The 13,988-nt window shown below is 71.6% G+C and carries 14 protein-coding genes; 9 read left to right on the top strand and 5 right to left on the bottom strand.

What is annotated here, in order from left to right:
• The first annotated feature begins 216 nt into the window (after nucleotides 1–216).
• Entirely contained in the window at nucleotides 217–2,883 is a 2,667-nt protein-coding gene (locus J7W19_RS06920; protein WP_420877662.1) for an ABC transporter ATP-binding protein/permease, read from the top strand.
• Between the two features lie 150 nt (nucleotides 2,884–3,033).
• Here J7W19_RS06920 and J7W19_RS06915 read toward each other — a convergent pair whose 3' ends face one another.
• Complete coding sequence (locus tag J7W19_RS06915; protein ID WP_004949884.1) at nucleotides 3,034–3,759, bottom strand: transglycosylase SLT domain-containing protein; 726 nt, start codon at nucleotides 3,757–3,759, stop codon at nucleotides 3,034–3,036.
• Nucleotides 3,760–4,132: 373 nt separating this feature from the next.
• A complete protein-coding gene (locus tag J7W19_RS06910; RefSeq protein WP_051072686.1) occupies nucleotides 4,133–4,831 on the bottom strand; it encodes a nitroreductase family protein in 699 nt (232 codons plus the stop codon).
• 107 nt (nucleotides 4,832–4,938) lie between these two features.
• Here J7W19_RS06910 and J7W19_RS06905 point away from each other — a divergent pair, with 107 nt between their 5' ends.
• From J7W19_RS06905 to J7W19_RS06890, 4 genes are all read left to right on the top strand, one after another.
• Nucleotides 4,939–6,087 (top strand): GAF domain-containing sensor histidine kinase, encoded by a 1,149-nt coding sequence (locus tag J7W19_RS06905; RefSeq protein WP_004949880.1) that lies wholly within the window; start codon nucleotides 4,939–4,941, stop codon nucleotides 6,085–6,087.
• Complete coding sequence (locus J7W19_RS06900) at nucleotides 6,080–6,760, top strand: response regulator (protein ID WP_004949878.1); 681 nt, start codon at nucleotides 6,080–6,082, stop codon at nucleotides 6,758–6,760. Before J7W19_RS06905 ends, J7W19_RS06900 begins: the two co-directional genes overlap by 8 nt.
• 166 nt (nucleotides 6,761–6,926) lie before the next feature.
• Nucleotides 6,927–7,175 (top strand): chaplin, encoded by a 249-nt coding sequence (locus J7W19_RS06895; RefSeq protein WP_040891334.1) that lies wholly within the window; start codon nucleotides 6,927–6,929, stop codon nucleotides 7,173–7,175.
• A gap of 198 nt (nucleotides 7,176–7,373) precedes the next feature.
• Nucleotides 7,374–7,628, top strand: coding sequence for a chaplin (locus tag J7W19_RS06890; protein ID WP_004949874.1), 255 nt, complete (start codon nucleotides 7,374–7,376; stop codon nucleotides 7,626–7,628).
• A gap of 68 nt (nucleotides 7,629–7,696) precedes the next feature.
• Here the strand turns inward: J7W19_RS06890 and J7W19_RS06885 are convergent, their stop codons facing one another.
• Complete coding sequence (locus J7W19_RS06885) at nucleotides 7,697–8,911, bottom strand: IS30 family transposase (protein ID WP_004956531.1); 1,215 nt, start codon at nucleotides 8,909–8,911, stop codon at nucleotides 7,697–7,699.
• A gap of 138 nt (nucleotides 8,912–9,049) precedes the next feature.
• Complete coding sequence (locus J7W19_RS06880) at nucleotides 9,050–9,865, bottom strand: hypothetical protein (protein ID WP_004955478.1); 816 nt, start codon at nucleotides 9,863–9,865, stop codon at nucleotides 9,050–9,052.
• A gap of 90 nt (nucleotides 9,866–9,955) precedes the next feature.
• On the opposite strand from J7W19_RS06880, the gene J7W19_RS06875 reads away from it, so the two are divergent.
• The 4 genes from J7W19_RS06875 (at nucleotide 9,956) to J7W19_RS06860 (ending at nucleotide 13,353) form a co-directional block, all read left to right on the top strand.
• Nucleotides 9,956–10,765: an ABC transporter ATP-binding protein gene (locus J7W19_RS06875; RefSeq protein ID WP_040892738.1), complete on the top strand. Its 810-nt coding sequence runs from the start codon at nucleotides 9,956–9,958 to the stop codon at nucleotides 10,763–10,765.
• Nucleotides 10,766–10,847: 82 nt separating this feature from the next.
• On the top strand, nucleotides 10,848–11,270 hold the full coding sequence (locus J7W19_RS06870; protein WP_040892740.1) for an NfeD family protein: 423 nt from the start codon (nucleotides 10,848–10,850) through the stop codon (nucleotides 11,268–11,270).
• A gap of 225 nt (nucleotides 11,271–11,495) precedes the next feature.
• Nucleotides 11,496–12,440 (top strand): SPFH domain-containing protein, encoded by a 945-nt coding sequence (locus J7W19_RS06865; protein WP_004955485.1) that lies wholly within the window; start codon nucleotides 11,496–11,498, stop codon nucleotides 12,438–12,440.
• 142 nt (nucleotides 12,441–12,582) lie between these two features.
• Nucleotides 12,583–13,353: a sulfite exporter TauE/SafE family protein gene (locus J7W19_RS06860; RefSeq protein WP_004955486.1), complete on the top strand. Its 771-nt coding sequence runs from the start codon at nucleotides 12,583–12,585 to the stop codon at nucleotides 13,351–13,353.
• 54 nt (nucleotides 13,354–13,407) lie between these two features.
• On the opposite strand, the gene J7W19_RS06855 is transcribed toward J7W19_RS06860, so the two are convergent.
• Complete coding sequence (locus J7W19_RS06855; protein WP_004955488.1) at nucleotides 13,408–13,914, bottom strand: HNH endonuclease; 507 nt, start codon at nucleotides 13,912–13,914, stop codon at nucleotides 13,408–13,410.
• Nucleotides 13,915–13,988: the final 74 nt, after the last annotated feature.

The raw sequence follows: 13,988 nt of genomic DNA, 5'->3' as shown, positions 1-13,988 counted from the left end.
GCCCCCGGCCCCGGGGGTGAGTGACTCCCGGGCGGCCGTGGGTGATTACCACTCTCCGGTGGTGTTTCCGGCCCGTCAACGGCGCTCGGAAAGCGGGGGGCGCCAATCCCCGACTTTCGATCGGGGGACTGTGCCTGAAATAGTTCCTCCCGATGTTCGCCATCCCTAGACTCCCTGTGCAGGGGGTACATCGGGGGACAAGTAGTGGGGCATGGAGTGCCTGAACTCGTACTGGAATTGAATGGACAGACCTGGACGCTCGACCCGTCCCGGTCGTACACCCTCGGACGCGATCCGCAGGGCGACATGGTGCTGGAGGACGCCAGGGTCTCGTGGCGCCATGCCATCGTCCGCTGGGACGGCCGCAGTTGGGTGCTCGAGGACCAGGGCAGCACCAACGGCACCTACGCGCAGGGGCAGCGGGTCCACCAGGTGGAGATCGGCCCCGGCTCGGTCGTCCACCTGGGCAACGCGACCGACGGCCCGCGGCTGAGCGCCGCCGGCGCCGCCGCGCCGCCCGCCGGTGACCTGTACAGCGCGCAGACCGCGCTGGCGGCCCAGCCCGGACACGCGGCCCCGGCGCAGCAGCAGGCCCCCGGCATGTGGCAGCAGCCCCAGCACGGCGGACCCCAGCAGTACCAGCAGCACCCGCAGTACCAGCAGCCCCACGGCGGCTGGCAGCAGCCGCAGGCCGCCGCCCAGGCGCCCTGGCAACAAGCGCAGCAGGCACAGCAGGCACAGCAGGCACAGCAAGGGCAGCACCAGCAGCAGGCCCAAGCCCCGCACGCGCAGCAGGCTCAGCCGCACATCCCGCACCAGGCGTCCTCGCCGGAGCAGGGCCGGCCGCCCCAGGGCGCGGGGGCCGGCGCCCCGCCCGTCTACGGCGACCGCAGCCCGACGACGTTCCACCAGCTCGCCCAGGGCCGGGTGATGCGCATCGGTCGTGCCCTGGAGAACGAGCTGGTCGTCGCCGACCTCCAGGTCTCCCGGTACCACGCCGAGTTCCGGGCCACGCCCGACGGCCGCTTCGAGATCGTCGACCTGGGCAGCCACAACGGCACCTACGTCAACGGCCAGCCGGTCCGGCAGCAGATCATCGGCCCCCAGGACATCGTCGGCGTCGGTCACTCCACGTTCCGGCTGGTCGGCGACCGCCTGGAGGAGTTCGTCGACACCGGCGACGTCTCCTTCTCGGCCCGCCACCTGACCGTCACCGTGGACGGCGGCAAGCAGATCCTCAAGGACGTCTCCTTCGGCGTCCCCGAGAAGTCGCTGATCGCCGTCATCGGCCCGTCCGGCTCCGGCAAGTCCACCCTGCTCAAGGCGCTGACCGGCTACCGGCCCGCCAACCAGGGCGACGTCCTCTACGACAACCGGAACCTGTACAAGCAGTTCGCCGAGCTGCGGCAGCGCATCGGTCTGGTCCCGCAGGACGACATCCTGCACAAGGAGCTCACCGTCCGGAAGGCGCTCCGCTACGCCGCCAAGCTCCGCTTCCCCGGCGACACCGCGCCCGCCGAGCGCGAGGCCCGCATCGACGAGGTGCTCCGCGAGCTCAAGCTCGACGTCCACAAGGACAAGAAGGTCACCTCCCTCTCCGGCGGCCAGCGCAAGCGCGTCTCCGTCGCCCTGGAGCTGCTGACCAAGCCGTCACTGATCTTCCTGGACGAGCCCACCTCGGGCCTCGACCCGGGCATGGACCGCGACGTGATGCAGCTGCTGCGCGGCCTCGCCGACGACGGCCGTACGGTCCTGGTGGTCACCCACTCCGTCGCCGAGCTGGCCCTCTGCGACAAGCTGCTGGTCATGGCCCCCGGCGGCTCCGTCGCCTACTTCGGCCCGCCCGAGGAGGCGCTCAACTTCTTCGGCTACGAGACCTGGGCGGACGTCTTCTCGGCGTTCGAGAACTACCGCGACTACGACTGGGCGGGCCGCTGGAAGGGCTCGCAGCACTACCAGATGTACGCCGCGGACATCGACGCCGTCGCCCCGCAGTCGGTGCACGTCCAGCCGCAGATGGTCCGGCCGCCCAAGGCCCAGAGCTGGGGCTCCCAGCTGTGGACGCTGATGCGCCGCTACGTCTCGGTCATCGCCTCCGACCGCGGCTTCATGGGCCTGATGCTGATCCTGCCTGCCGTCCTCGGCGGCGTGAGCTGTGTGATCCCGTCCGACTTCGGACTCTCGGCGCCGCCCAAGGGCCACAACCAGGACGCCGGCACGATCATGCTGATCCTCGCGGTCGGCATGTGCTTCTCCGGGGCCGCCAACTCCGTCCGTGAGCTCATCAAGGAACGGGTGATCTACGAGCGGGAACGGGCGGTCGGCCTCTCCCGGTCCGCCTATCTGATGTCCAAGGTCATCGTGCTGGGCGCGATCACCGCGCTGCAGGGCGTGATCATCTGCGCCATCGGCTTCTCCGTCCGGAAGCTGCCCACGGAGGGCCTGATCCTCAAGGCGCTCCCGGCCGCCGAGCTCTGCCTGGTGATCATCGCGCTGGGCTTCACGTCCATGATGATCGGCCTGGTGATCTCCTCCCTGGTGAAGACCGCGGAGAAGACCATGCCGCTGCTGGTGATGTTCGCGATCGTCCAGGTCGTCTTCACCGGCATCATGTTCAAGGTCTACGACGCCCCGGGCGTCGAGCAGGTGGCCTGGCTGATGCCCTCCCGCTGGGCCATCGGCGCCGCGGGCGCCACCCTGGACCTCGCCCACCTCATGGCCCCCTTCGACAAGAACAACCCGTCCAACCTCGACCCGCTCTGGGCGCACACGGTCAGCCAGTGGGGCATCGACCTGTTCGTCCTCCTCGCGCTCGGCGTCGCCTGCGGCTTCGCGGTCGCGCGACTGCTGCGCCGGCACGAGCCCGAGGTCATGCGGAAGTAACCCGGAATCGGCCCGGGAAATCGGCCGGGAATCAGAGAGCGCCGTCTTGTGAATTGCGACGGCAAAAAGGGCGGCGACATCCGGAATCCCGGATGTCGCCGCCCTTCTGTTTATCCCGTACCGGCGACCGCTGTGCCGTCAGCGACCGGCTCAGTAAGCCGAGTTGACGTTGTCCATCGAGCCGTAGACCGCGGCCGCGTAGTTGCAGGCGGCGGTGATGTTGGCGACCGGGTCGTAGATGTCCCAGGAGGTGCCGTCGACGTGGTACGCCTTGAAGGTCGGGTCGATCACCTGGAGCAGGCCCTTGGAGGGGATGCCCGCGGCGGCGTTCGAGTCCCAGTTGTTGATGGCCTGCGGGTTGCCCGTCGACTCCCGCATGATGTTGCGGTAGATGCCGTCGTAGGTGCCCGGGATGCCCTTGGCCTTCATGATGTCCAGGGCCTCGCGGATCCAGCCGTCGAGGTTGTTCGCGTAGGTCTTCGGCGCCGGGGCGGCGGTCTTGGCCGGCGCGGCGGGCGCGGCCTTGACCGGCTGGCGCGCGGCGGACCGGCTCGCGGCCTCCTTCTCGGCGCGCTCCTTCTCCGCCTTGGCCTTCGCCTCGGCGGCGGCCTTCTTCTTGGCCTCCGCCTCCGCGCGGGCCTTGCCGGCGGCGGTGTCGGACTGCTTCACCAGCTCGTCGCGCTGGGCCTCGGTGCCGAACGCCTTGGCGTTCCACGCGACGGGCTTCACGCCGATCGCGGCCTGCTGCTCACCCTCGGTGGAGCCGCTCGGGACGACGGCGAGCGCCACCGCCGCCAGGCCGGCCGCGGCGATGCCCGCGGCGGAGAACTTGTGGACCTTGGTGAGACGGCTATAGCCGGAGATGGTGGAGCGCATGACTGTGCTGAACCTCTTCCAATCGCGTGAGTCGCAGTGGCCCGGATCGGCGCGGATGAAGCGCCGTTTCTCGATCTACGGCGCCCTGCGACGGGGCAATTGTTAGCGGCTGCAAAATGCGCTGGCAAAGGTGTGACGTACTATCCGACTTCGTTGTCGGTACTCCGGGCGCGGTCCGCCGGAAAGCGCCCCGCACCCGCTCAGCCCCCCTCTTACGGCGCTTTTAGGTCTCCACTACCGGATGTCGTAGGTGATGTGCGTCCTATGCGCGGCGTCACACCGAGCAGCGCCCCCTCACACTCGGTGTGACCGCCTCCGCACGGTGTGTACGAGGTTTTCAGGCACCCGTCGGGCGGGGTTCCCGGCCGGCCGGTCAGACCTCCACCAGCACCTGGTCAAGGCTCTTCCGCACCAGGTCCGGCACCTGGCAGTCGTCCGCCGGATACCCCACCGGGATCACCGCGAACGCCTTCTCGTTCACCGGCCGCCCCAGCACCTCCCCCAGGAAGCGCATCGGACTCGGCGTGTGCACCAGCGCCGCCAGCCCCGACAGGTGCAGCGCCGACAGCAGCATCCCGACCGCGATGCCCACCGACTCGTCCACGTAGTAGTGCTTGCGCCGCTCCCCGTCCGGCCCCAGCCAGTACCGCTGCTGGAAGACCACGATCAGCGCCGGCGCGTCCGTCAGATGCGGCTTCACCTCGTCCGTGCCCAGCGGACGCAGCGCCGCCAGCCACTCCTCGCCGAGCCGCCCGGCGTACGAGACGCGCTCCTCCTCCTCGGCCGCCGCCCGGATCCGCGCCCGTACCTCGGGGTCCTTCACCAGGACGAACGTCCACGGCTGCTGGTGCGCCCCGGACGGCGCCGTGGCCGCGCAGGCGATCGCGTCCCGCACCACGCGCTCCGGCACCGGATCGGCCGAGAACCGGCGTACGGTCCTGCGGTCCGCCATCCGCTCCCGCAGCTCCGCGGCGCGCGCGAGCGACTCCTCGGCGGGCATCCGCGCGGGCCGGTAGGGGACCGGCCGGTAGGGCTCGCCATGGGTGGGTGTCCACTGCACTGAGGTCGACATGGACCGAGTCTGGCGGGGACAGGGCCCTCCGGCCTAGGCCCCGGGGCCCACCCCGCGGCCACCGGCGGTCCGATCCGCCCGCGGACGCCGCCGGTTACGGTGACCGCATGAGCCAAGGCCCCCGCTCCGGCCTGCCCGCCGTGAGCACCGCGATCCTCGCGATGAGCAGACACCTGGAGGTCCGCGACGTCCTCCAGACCATCGTCGTCTCCGCCCGTGAACTGCTCGGCGCCCGGTACGCCGCCCTCGGGGTGCCGGACGACCACGGCGGCTTCGCCCAGTTCGTCGTCGACGGCGTCAGCGAGGAGGAGTGGAAGGCCATCGGCCCGCTGCCCCGCCAGCACGGCATCCTCGCCGCGATGCTCCAGGAGAAGGCCCCGCAGCGGCTGCCCGACGTCCGCCAGGACCCGCGCTTCGGCGGCTGGCCCGACGCCCACCCGGACATGTCGGACTTCATCGGCATGCCGATCGCCGACGGCGACGAGAACCTCGGCGTCCTCTTCCTCGCCGACAAGGAGGGGCGGAAGTGCCCCCCGGGCGGCTGCGCCTTCACCGACGAGGACGAGGAGCTGCTCTCGGTCCTCGCCCAGCACGCCGCCATCGCCCTGACCAACGCCCGGCTCTACGAGCGAAGCCGCGAGCTGACCATCGCCGGGGAGCGCGCCCGCCTCGCCCACGAACTGCACGACGCCGTGGCGCAGAAGCTGTTCTCCCTGCGCCTGACCGCCCAGGCCGTCACCGCCCTGGTGGACCGCGACCCGGTCCGCGCCAAGGACGAGCTCCAGCAGGTCGCCCGGCTCGCCGCCGAGGCCACCGACGAGCTGCGCGCCGCCGTCGTCGAGCTGCGCCCGGCCGGACTGGACGAGGACGGGCTCGTCGCCACCCTGCGCACCCAGGTCAAGGTGCTCGACCGGGCGCACGCCGCGCACGTCTCCTTCACCTCGCACGGCATGCGGGCCCTGCCGGCCGCCCAGGAGGAGGCGCTGCTGCGGGTCGCCCAGGAGGCGCTGCACAACGCCCTGCGCCACTCCGGCGCCGAGCACGTCGACGTCACCCTCGCCCGGCGCGGTCAGGGCGCCGTGCTGCGGGTGGCCGACGACGGAAGCGGATTCGACCCCTCCGCGGTCCGGCGGGCCGGCCGGCATCTCGGTCTGGTCTCCATGCGCGACCGGGCCAACGGGGTCGGCGGCAGGCTGAACGTGGACTCGGAGCCCGGCGAGGGCACCGCGATCGAGATGGAGGTGCCCGGTGGCTGAGGAGAACCCGCACGGGAAACAGGGGACCGCGAGCGGCCGGACGATCCGGGTGCTGCTGGTCGACGACCACCAGGTGGTGCGCAAGGGGCTGCGCACCTTCCTGGAGATCCAGGACGACATCGAGGTCGTCGGGGAGGCCGGCGACGGCGCGGAGGGCGTGGCGCGCGCCGAGGAACTGCGCCCCGACGTCATCCTCATGGACGTGAAGATGCCCGGCACGGACGGCATCGAGGCGCTGCGCAGGCTGCGCGCCCTGGACAGCCCGGCCCGGGTGCTGGTCGTCACCAGCTTCACCGAGCAGCGCACGGTGATCCCGGCGCTGAAGGCGGGCGCGGCGGGCTACGTGTACAAGGACGTGGATCCGGACGCGCTCGCCGGCGCCATCCGGTCCGTGCACGCCGGGCACGTCCTCCTGCAGTCCGAGGTGGCGGGCGCGCTGCTGGCGCAGGAGGACACGGGCGGCTCCCAGGGCCGGGGCAACGCGCTGACCGAGCGGGAGCGGGAGGTCCTCGCCCTGATCGCCGACGGCCGGTCCAACCGGGAGATCGCGCGGGCACTGGTGCTGTCGGAGAAGACGGTCAAGACGCACGTCTCGAACATCCTGATGAAGCTCGACCTCGCCGACCGCACGCAGGCGGCCCTCTGGGCGGTCCGGCACGGCATCGGCGACTGACCGCGCCGCGGGGGCGCCGTCCACCGGAACGTCTCATTCCGACCATCGATTCATGCGGTCGTGTGATTGTCGGGAGACCCCAGAAACCCGTTCGGTGGCGGCCCGTTTTCCATGACGTAGCCACGGCGGCTGGCCGTGGCAGCGTTCCAGGAAGGTCAGACGAAGAGTGAAGAACATGAAGAAGGCCGCTGCCGTCACGATCGCGGCCGGCGGTCTCGCCCTCGCCGGTGCCGGCATCGCGTCGGCCCACGGGGGAGCCCCGGCCGCCGCGGGCATCGCCAAGAACAGCCCCGGCGTCGCCTCCGGCAACGTCGTCCAGGTGCCGGTCAGCATCCCGGTGAACCTCTGCGGCAACACGATCAGCGTGATCGGCTCGATGAACCCCACCCACGGCAACGTCTGCGTCAACGAGTAACCGACGGGTGACGGACGGCGCCGTTCCCGGCGCTTCCGGACGGCCGGTCCCGCCGCGGCGGGACCGGCCGTCAAGGGTGATCAATCGTCCGAATGAGGGCAAACTCCACGATCGGCGTGCCGTCGGCGGAGTGGTGACGTTCATCAGGGCGCGACTCCGTCACCGGGGTCGCGAGGTCACCAGCAAAGGAAGCCACCCATGAACAGTGCCAAAAAGGCCGCCCTCGTTCTGGCCGCGGCAGGCGTTACCGTCGGCGCTTCTGTCGGCACCGCAGCCGCGCACGACAGCGACGGCGCCACCGCCCACGGCATCGCCAAGGGCTCGCCCGGCGTCATCTCGGGCAACGTCATCCAGATCCCCCTGGACGTCCCGATCAACGCCTGCGGCAACACGGTCGACATCCTGCTCGGGATCCTGAACCCGACGTTCGGGAACGTCTGCGTCGTCAAGTGACGCTCCGGAAGGCCCCGCGGACCACACGGGCGGTTTCTAGGGGTCGTTGCAACACGTGGTCGTGTTGATCAGGCCGCAAGCAGTTTATGCAGGCGCTCGGCTGGGGTTTCCCAGCCGAGCGTTTTGCGTGGGCGGCCGTTGAGTTCGGCTGCGACGGCGTCGAGGTCTTCACGGCTGTGGGCGGACAGGTCGGTGCCCTTGGGGAAGTACTGCCGCAGGAGGCCGTTGGTGTTCTCGTTCGAGCCGCGCTGCCAGGGGCTGGCGGGATCGCAGAAGTAGACCGGGACATCAGTGGCGATGGTGAAAGCGTGGTGGGCGGCCATCTCGCTGCCCTGGTCCCAGGTCAGGGACCGTTTCAGGTGGGTGGGAAGCCGCTGCACGGTCTCCTGGAGCGCGTCGCGGACCTGCTCGGCACCGCGGCCGTCCGGCAGATGGACCAGCATCACGTAGCGGGTGGCGCGCTCGACCAGGGTGCCGATCGCGGAACCGCTGTCCTTGCCGATGATCAGGTCGCCTTCCCAGTGGCCGGGCACCGCCCGGTCCTCGGCCTCGGCGGGGCGTTCGCTGATCATGACCATGGGGTGGGTGAAGCGCGGCTGGCGCGAGGCGGCCTGGCGCTGTGGCCTGCGCATGGCCCGGCCGCTTCGCAGGGAGCGGGCCACTTCGCGGCGCAGTTCGCCGCGTCCTTGGATGTAGAGGGCCTGGTAGACGGTTTCGTGGACCACGTGCATCTCCGGCCGGTTCGGGAACTGTGCCCGCAGAGCGTTGCAGATCTGTTCCGGGCTCCACCGCCGTCTCAGGTGGCGCTGGATGAAGTCCCGGAGTGCCGGGTTGCGGGCGATCTTCCCCTGCTTGGGGCGGGGCCGGCGGGCATCGGCGCGGGCCTGGGCAGCGTGGGGACGGTACTGCCCGCCCACGGGGTGGCGGTTGCGGCGGATCTCGCGGCTGACCGTGGAGGGGCTGCGGCCCAGCTCGGCCGCGATCGCCCGCACCGATGCCTTCTCCCGCAGCCGGTCGGCGATGTGGATCCGGTCGGTCTCGGTCAGGTACCGGGACGATAGCGAGGGCGCCCGCACAGCGTGTGCGGGCAGCCTCGGCGGCTTCCTGCGGCCCTCGGGCCGGCCGTTGCGCCACTCACGGCCGGTCCGAGGGTTGACACCTACGCGTCGGCTCGCCTCCGCGTTACCGAATCCCAGCTGCATGAGCCGGAAGTATTCCTCCCGTTCCCGGTGCAGCTTCCGTGGGCCCTGTTCCCTGCGGCTCTCACGGATCTTGAAGTCCATCGCATCCCCTGAGCTGGGGTGTTGCGACGACCACTAGAACCCAAGCACGGTTCGCGGGGCCTCCCGCTGTCCGGGCCACGGCCGGTCCCCTCCCGGCCGCGACCGGCCCCGCCCGTCCTCCGGCCCGTCCCGCCCCCGCTACGGCCGGCCGCGCTCCCGCCGCTCCACCGGCGCGTTGTACGCCGCCACCAGCGCCCGCCGGGCCGTCCACTCCACCGGCCGCAGCGCCGCCGCCCGGGCCGCGATCCCCGACGCGCTCATCGCGCCGCCGTGCTCATGGCTCCCGCCGTCCCCCGTCCCGGACGCCAGGGAGACCAGCGCGGCCACCCGCTGCGCGAGCTCCAGCACCCGGGCCGCGCGCTGCGGATACCCGGGGGCCAGGATCGCGCGGTCCCGTTCGGCCCGCGCCCGGTAGGCCTCCAGCGCGGCCCGGGCCGCCGGGCCCGCTCCCGCCACGTCGAGCCGCGTCAGCGCCTCGGTCGCCTCGCGCAGCGCCTCGGCCAGCTCCCGCTCCGCCTCGCCGAGCGACGGCACGTCGGCGGGCGGCGCGTCCCGTACCGGCGAGCACCGCCAGACGACCTCCACGTGCAGGTCGGCGGCGTCCGGCCCGGACCCCGCCGCCCGCACCTCGGGCACCAGCCCCACCCCCGCCTCGGGGGCCAGCACGGCCTCCTCCGCCTCCAGGGCGAGCGCGTTGAACTCCGGCGGCCCGCTCAGCCCCAGCGGATGCCCCGGCACCGGCAGCGCCAGCCGCAGCCCGGTGGCTCCCAGCGCGCGCAGCCGGCCCAGCGCCAGCGTCAGCCCCACCGGGCCGGACTCGCCCGGCAGACCGGTCACCCGGTGGATCGCGTCACTCCCCGTGATGTGGTGCGCAGCGTCATCAGGTGCGGCATAACCGGCAAGAAGGGCATTTCCCCAGGCGGTGAACCGCCCCGATCGATGTTCGTCGAGCATGGGCCCCAGCCTAGGGACCGGCGATGACGGCCGGTGGCGTAGGTTTTCCCTGGGGGCTGCGCCGACAGGCGCCAGCGACGACGAACTGCAATGGGAGACAACGCGCTCATGAGCGATGTGCTGGAACTGGTGGACGTATCCGTGGTCCGCGAGGGCCGGGCTCTGGTGGACCAGGTCTCCTGGTCGGTCAAGGAGGGGGAGCGCTGGGTCATCCTCGGCCCCAACGGCGCGGGCAAGACCACCCTCCTGAATGTCGCCTCCAGCTACCTGTTCCCGACCAAGGGCACCGCCCGCATCCTCGGCGAGAAGCTCGGCGCCGTGGACGTCTTCGAACTGCGCCCGCGCATCGGCATCGCCGGCATCGGCCTGGCCGACAAGCTGCCGCGCAGCCAGACCGTCCTGCAGACGGTGCTCACCGCCGCCTACGGCATGACGGCCACCTGGCACGAGGACTACGAGTCCGTCGACGAGCAGCGCGCCCGCGCCTTCCTCGACGTGCTCGGCATGACCGAGTACCTGGACCGCAAGTTCGGCACCCTCTCCGAGGGCGAGCGCAAGCGCACCCTCATCGCCCGCGCGATGATGATCGACCCCGAGCTGCTGATGCTGGACGAGCCCGCCGCGGGCCTCGACCTCGGCGGCCGCGAGGACCTGGTGCGCCGCCTCGGCCGGCTCGCCCGCGACCCGCTCGCACCCTCCATGATCATGGTCACCCACCACGTCGAGGAGATCGCCCCCGGCTTCACCCACGTCCTGATGCTCCGTCAGGGCAAGGTGCTCGCCGCCGGCCCCATCGAGCTCGAACTCACCTCCCGCAACCTGTCGAAGTGCTTCGGCCTCCCGCTGGTCGTCGAGAGCCGCGGCGACCGCTGGACTGCCCATGGCCTGCCGCTCTCCTGACCCCGCCCGCGCCCCCGGTCCCCCCTCCCGGGGGACCGAGGAGCCCTGTCGGTGACCCCGCCCACGCGCCTACCATGACCATGTGAACACATGGGCGTGGTGGCTCGTGGCCGCCGTCGGACTGGGTATCCCCCTGGTCGTCACCGCGATGCCGGAGTTCGGCATGCTGGCGATCGGGGCCGTCGCCGCCTCCGTCACCGACGCCCTGGGGGGCGGCACGGTGCTGCAGTTCATCGTCTTCGCCGTGGTCTCCGTCGCCCTGATCGCCGTGGTCCGGCCGATCGCCAACCGGCAGCGCGCCGGCCGCCCCACGCACGCCTCGGGCATCGACGCCCTGAAGGGGCGCCAGGCCGTCGTCCTGGAACGGGTGGACGGCCGGGGCGGACGCATCAAGTTGGCGGGCGAGATCTGGTCGGCCCGCTCCCTCGACGGCGAGCGGACCTTCGAGGTGGGCGAGCAGGTGGACGTCGTCGACATCGACGGCGCGACGGCGGTGGTCATGTGAGACGGCCGCCCGGTGGGCCCGGTGCGGGCACCGCTCCGGCAACGACCGTACGGGCAGCGGCCGTACGGCGGCCGGCGGCCGTCCGCGGCGGAGGGGGAACGGCGATGTGATCGATCCCGGTCCGGCGCCTGCGCCGCACCGCCGGTTCTGACAGACTCCCCCAACACGCGGACCCGTCCGAGCGACGGCCGGCCGACCCACGAGAAAGGCACGAGGAGCCACGACATGGCGATCATCATCGTCCTGATCATCCTGGTGGTGCTCGTCTTCATCGCCCTCATGAAGACGGTGCAGGTGATCCCACAGGCCAGCGCCGCCATCGTCGAGCGCTTCGGCCGCTACACCCGCACGCTCAACGCCGGCCTCAACATCGTCGTCCCGTTCATCGACTCCATCCGCAACCGCATCGACCTCCGCGAACAGGTCGTGCCCTTCCCGCCGCAGCCGGTCATCACCCAGGACAACCTCGTCGTCAACATCGACACCGTCATCTACTACCAGGTGACCGACGCGCGCGCCGCGACCTACGAGGTGTCCAGCTTCATCCAGGCCATCGAGCAGCTCACCGTCACCACCCTCCGCAACATCATCGGCGGCATGGACCTGGAACGCACCCTCACCTCCCGCGAGGAGATCAACGCGGCGCTGCGCGGCGTCCTCGACGAGGCGACCGGCAAGTGGGGCATCCGCGTCAACCGCGTCGAGCTCAAGGCGATCGAACCGCCCACCTCCATCCAGGACTCGATGGAGAAGCAGATGCGCGCCGACCGGGACAAGCGCGCCGCCATCCTCACCGCCGAGGGCATCCGCCAGTCCCAGATCCTCACCGCCGAGGGCGAGAAGCAGTCCGCGATCCTCCGCGCCGAGGGCGAGGCCAAGGCCGCCGCGCTCCGCGCCGAGGGCGAGGCCCAGGCCATCCGTACGGTCTTCGAGTCCATCCACGCCGGCGACCCCGACGAGAAGCTGCTCTCCTACCAGTACCTCCAGATGCTCCCGAAGATCGCCGAAGGCGACGCCAACAAGCTCTGGATCGTGCCCAGCGAGATCGGCGACGCCCTCAAGGGCCTCAGCGGAGCCGTCGGCAACTTCGGCCCCATGGGCGGCGGCGGTGGCGGCAAGTCCGCCGGCGCCAAGGAGAGCCCGCGCCGCGAACAGCCCCCGATCGACTGACGCGACGCGCCCCGCGCACATCCCGCCTCCCGCACGGAACGGCCTCCGCGATCATCGCTTCACCGGCCGTTCTCGTGCATGATCGGTGCGGCCCCCCGACCTCTGACGGCGGGGAGGCGTCAACCGATCTAAGGAGATGGCCTTGTCCATCTGGGAAGCACTCGCGGTCTTCGCGGCCGGCATAGGGGCCGGCACCATCAACGCCATCGTCGGCTCCGGAACCCTGTTCACCTTCCCGGTGCTCCTCGCCACCGGACTGCCGCCGGTCACCGCCAACGTCTCCAACACCCTCGGCCTCGTCACCGGCAACATCAGCGGCGCCGTCGGCTACCGCCGCGAACTCCGCGGCCAGTGCGGCCGGATCATCCGCTTCGGCCTCGTCGCCCTCGCCGGCGGCCTCACCGGCGCGGCCCTGCTGCTCACCCTGCCGTCCAAGGCGTTCGACGCGATCGTCCCCATCCTCATCGCCCTGGCGCTGGTCCTCGTCGTCCTCCAGCCCCGCCTCGCCCGCGCCCTCGCCCGGCGCCGCGAACGCGCCGGCACCCGGCCGCACGCCGACGGCGGCGTGGCCCTCCTCCTCGGCCTGCTCCTGGCCAGCGCCTACGGCGGCTACTTCGGCGCGGCCCAGGGCGTCCTCTACCTCTCCCTGATGGGCCTGCTCCTCGACGACGACCTCCAGCGCGTCAACGCGCTCAAGAACGTCCTCGGCGTCGTCGTCAACGGCGTCGCCGCCCTCTTCTTCCTCTTCGTCGCCCACATCGACTGGACTGCCGTCCTGCTGATCGCCGCCGGCTCCACCCTGGGCGGCCAACTGGGCGCCCGCGTCGCCCGCCGCCTGCGGCCGCAGATGCTGCGCGGCGTCATCGTCGTGGTGGGCGTCGTCGCCATCGCCCAACTGCTGCTGCGGAAGTAGCAGCGGCGGCGACGCCGAGGGGGCCCGCCGCACGGCGGGCCCCCTCGGTATCGCCTACGCGGCGGGGACCGCCGGCCACTCGGGCAGCCGCTCCCCGTCGTACACCCCCACCGACAGCAACAGCGCGTCGGACGGCGTCGGTTCGAAGGGACGCCGCAGCAGCCGCATCCCTGCCTGCTCCGGCGTCCGGTCCGCCTTGCGGTGGTTGTCCTCGGCGCAGGCGGCGACGGTGTTCAGCCAGGTGTCCCCGCCGCCACGGGACCGCGGCAGCACATGGTCCACGGTCGTGGCCCGCCGCCCGCAGTACGCGCACCGGTGCCGGTCGCGCGCCAGCACCCCCCGGCGGGACCACGGCGCACGTCTTCGGAACGGCACCCGTACGTACCGGCGCAACCTGATCACTTGGGGCGCCGGCAGCTCCATCGCGGACGAATGGAGGCGCAGACCGGGGCGGGCCAGTTCCACAACGGCCTTGTCCTGCAGGACGAGCACCACCGCGCGCCGCAGCGACACCGTCGCCAGCGGCTCGAAGCTCGCGTTCAGGACCAGCGTCTCCCGCATTCCGTTCCACCTCCCGGCCGTCACCCCGCCCCGGTGGCGGAGATGGCTCAACTGTGCCGGGAGGGAAGGACCGC

Origin of the sequence: Streptomyces mobaraensis NBRC 13819 = DSM 40847 (genome assembly GCF_017916255.1) — a bacterium.
GTDB classification, from domain to species: Bacteria; Actinomycetota; Actinomycetes; order Streptomycetales; family Streptomycetaceae; genus Streptomyces; species Streptomyces mobaraensis.
This window is presented reverse-complemented; position numbering and strand designations above follow the sequence as displayed.

Excerpts from the sequence above, each read along its gene's own strand:
- J7W19_RS06905 (WP_004949880.1), top strand. The coding sequence starts at position 4,939 with ATGAGCCAAGGCCCCCGCTCCGGCCTGCCCGCCGTGAGCACCGCGATC.
- J7W19_RS06890 (WP_004949874.1), top strand. The coding sequence starts at position 7,374 with ATGAACAGTGCCAAAAAGGCCGCCCTCGTTCTGGCCGCGGCAGGCGTT.
- J7W19_RS06880 (WP_004955478.1), bottom strand. The coding sequence starts at position 9,865 with ATGCTCGACGAACATCGATCGGGGCGGTTCACCGCCTGGGGAAATGCC.
- J7W19_RS06915 (WP_004949884.1), bottom strand. The coding sequence starts at position 3,759 with ATGCGCTCCACCATCTCCGGCTATAGCCGTCTCACCAAGGTCCACAAG.
- J7W19_RS06855 (WP_004955488.1), bottom strand. The coding sequence starts at position 13,914 with ATGCGGGAGACGCTGGTCCTGAACGCGAGCTTCGAGCCGCTGGCGACG.
- J7W19_RS06865 (WP_004955485.1), top strand. The coding sequence starts at position 11,496 with ATGGCGATCATCATCGTCCTGATCATCCTGGTGGTGCTCGTCTTCATC.
- J7W19_RS06885 (WP_004956531.1), bottom strand. The coding sequence starts at position 8,911 with ATGGACTTCAAGATCCGTGAGAGCCGCAGGGAACAGGGCCCACGGAAG.
- J7W19_RS06875 (WP_040892738.1), top strand. The coding sequence starts at position 9,956 with ATGGGAGACAACGCGCTCATGAGCGATGTGCTGGAACTGGTGGACGTA.
- J7W19_RS06910 (WP_051072686.1), bottom strand. The coding sequence starts at position 4,831 with ATGTCGACCTCAGTGCAGTGGACACCCACCCATGGCGAGCCCTACCGG.